This window comes from Corallococcus llansteffanensis (assembly GCF_003612055.1).
GTDB classification, from domain to species: Bacteria; Myxococcota; Myxococcia; order Myxococcales; family Myxococcaceae; genus Corallococcus; species Corallococcus llansteffanensis.
Genome location: NZ_RAWB01000885.1, coordinates 1 through 2,517, shown reverse-complemented (window position 1 = coordinate 2,517; position 2,517 = coordinate 1). Strand labels below are relative to the sequence as shown.

2 protein-coding genes are annotated in these 2,517 nt (G+C 72.0%); one reads left to right on the top strand and one right to left on the bottom strand.

Annotation, left to right across the window (positions count from 1 at the left end; genetic code table 11):
* On the top strand, positions 1-628 hold a 628-nt coding region (locus D7V93_RS41665), incomplete at its 5' end, for a DinB/UmuC family translesion DNA polymerase (protein ID WP_443652009.1).
* Positions 629-866: 238 nt separating this feature from the next.
* Here the strand turns inward: D7V93_RS41665 and pcnB are convergent.
* Positions 867-2,517 (bottom strand): polynucleotide adenylyltransferase PcnB (gene pcnB, locus D7V93_RS41660; protein WP_341870997.1); only part of this gene is annotated, 1,651 nt, incomplete at its 5' end.

Sequence of the window (2,517 nt, the reverse complement as noted above, 5' to 3'; positions counted from 1 at the left end):
CATCGGGGACGTGGCGGCGCGGGAGCTGGGGTGGCTGGAGGAGCGGTTTGGCTCCAGCGGCAGGCACCTGTGGGAGCTGTCGCACGGCATCGACGCGCGGGACGTGGTGCCGGATCGGGCCGCGAAGAGCGTGGGCGCGGAGGACACGTTCGAGGAGGACTTGACGGGCCTGGAGGCGCTGAAGCCGCACGTGCATGCGCAGGCGCTGCGGGTGGCCCGGCGGCTGCGCAGGGCGTCGCTGAAGGGCCGCGTGGTGCAGCTCAAGTTGAAGTTCGCGGACTTCACGCTCATCACCCGGCGCACCACGCTGCGCGAGCCGACGGATGACGGGCAGGTGCTCTACCGCGCGGCGCTGGAGCTGCTGGAGCGCGCGCACGAGGGCAAGCCGCTGCGGCTCACGGGTGTCAGCGTGCAACTGGACGAAGACGAAGCGCAGCTCGGGTTGTTCCCCGCGGCGGCGCCCCGGGCCTCGAAGCTGAACGAGGCGATGGACCGCATCGCGGCCCGCTTCGGCAGCAAGGCCATCACCATGGCGGACATCGCGGGAGCGGAGGCGCCGGACGACGACGACCCGCGCTCCGAGCGTCCGGTGGAGAGGCTGAAGCCCACGGAGAAACCGAAGCGCTGAAGCACTCCGGCCCCTTCGTCGCGGGGATCAACCCTCGTCCGTGTCGAAGAGCGCGGAGACGCCGAAGCACTGAAGCACTCCGGCCCCTTCGTCGCGGAGATCAACCCTCGTCCGTTTCGAAGCGCGCGGAGACGCCGAAGCACTGAAGCACTCCGGCCCCTTCGTCGCGGGGATCAACCCTCGTCCGTTTCGAAGCGCGCGGAGACGCCGAAGCACTCCGGCCCCTTCGTCGCGGGGACTATCCTTCGCCCGCGTCGGAACCCGGGGACGACGCCGGACGCTCGGCGCCCGAACCGCTGCCCTCGCCGCTCCCACCGCCGGTGCGACGACGACGACGGCGACGGCGCTTCTTGCGGGGGCCTTCCGCGTCCCCGGCACCACTCGCGCTCGCGCGCGGCGGGGGCACTTCTCCGGCCTGCCAGGCCTCCAGCGCCTCGCGGCCCTCACCCGTGGCCTCCGCTGTCATCGCGAAGACGGCCAGCGCCTCGTTGAAGAGGGGGTGGCGGCGGAAGGCGCCGGCCTTCTTGCGGCGCTCACCGGACAGCGTGCGCTGCATGAGCAGCAGCATGCGGCAGCGCTCGGCGATGCGGCGCGGCAGCCGGGCGGCCTCCACGAAGCCCGCGAGCAGGTCCTCGATGACGTGCGCGACGGACGCGCGGCCCTCGTCCTGCGACTCCTCCGCCGGCTGCGTGCGGCCAATGGGCACGAGCAGCGTCGCCAGCAGGATGGCGTCGTCCAGCACCTCGCCCGCGGACACGCGCTTGTCCAGCGCTTCGGCGAAGGCATAGAAGGTCTTCTCCCCTTCCTTGCCATTCTCCCGCAGGTACTCGTCCACGGGAGGCAGCAGCAGCTTCAGCGCGTCCAGCGCCGCGAGCAGCTTCAGCGCCGGGGCGGACCTGCCGGTGCGGATGAGCCGGAAGGTCTCCTCCAACAGGCGCGCGGGCGCGCAGCGCGGCAGGTCCTCCACCGCGCCCTCCATCGCCGCGTAGGTGCGCGACTCGATGTCCAGGTCCAGCTTCGCCGCGAAGCGCACCGCGCGCAGGATGCGCACCGGATCCTCGCGCATGCGGATCTCCGGGTCGCCGATGGTGCGGATGAACCGCTCATCCAGGTCGCGCCGGCCGCGCACGTAGTCGATGACCCGACCTTCCGCCGCGTCGTAGAACAGGCCGTTGATGGTGAAGTCGCGGCGGCGCGCGTCCTGCTGCGCGGTGCCGAAGACGTTGTCGTGGGTGATGAGCAGGTCCTCGCCGGACGGCTCCTCCGACGACGCGCCCGGGGGCGGCTCCAGCTCCGTCGGGTTCGCGCGGAAGGTGGACACCTCCACGATCTTCCCGCCCTTGAAGTAGACGTGCGCCAGCCGGAAGCGCCTTCCGATGAGCCGGCAGTTGCGGAAGATGGCGCGCACCTCGCCCGGGTGGGCGCTGGTCGCCACGTCGAAGTCCTTGGGCTTCTTGCCAAGGAGCAGGTCGCGCACGCAGCCGCCCACCAGGTACGCCTGATGCCCGTGCTGGTGCAGCCGCAGCACCACCTTGAGCGCGTCCGGATCCATCTCGTCCGGGTCGATTTCGGCGGGCTCGCCGGTGCGCGTGGTGGTGGGCGCCTGCAGCTCCGGCTCGTTCGCCGCGGGCTCCGGCTCCGGCTCCAGCTCCAAGATGACGGCCTCGGGCTCCTCCACCTCGTCGCCAGCCTCCGCGGCGGCCTGGGCGTCCTCGGCCTCCGCGGCCTTCAGGGCCTCCGTGGCGCGGCGGATCTCGTCGCTCACCTCGGGGTCGACCGGGAGGGCGTCCTCGGTGTCATCGTCGTCGTCGAACCCTTCATCGTCCCCCGCGTCCGCGGAGAAGGCGGGCCCAGCGCCTTCGTCAGAAGGGGCCTCGGGGGGCCGGGAG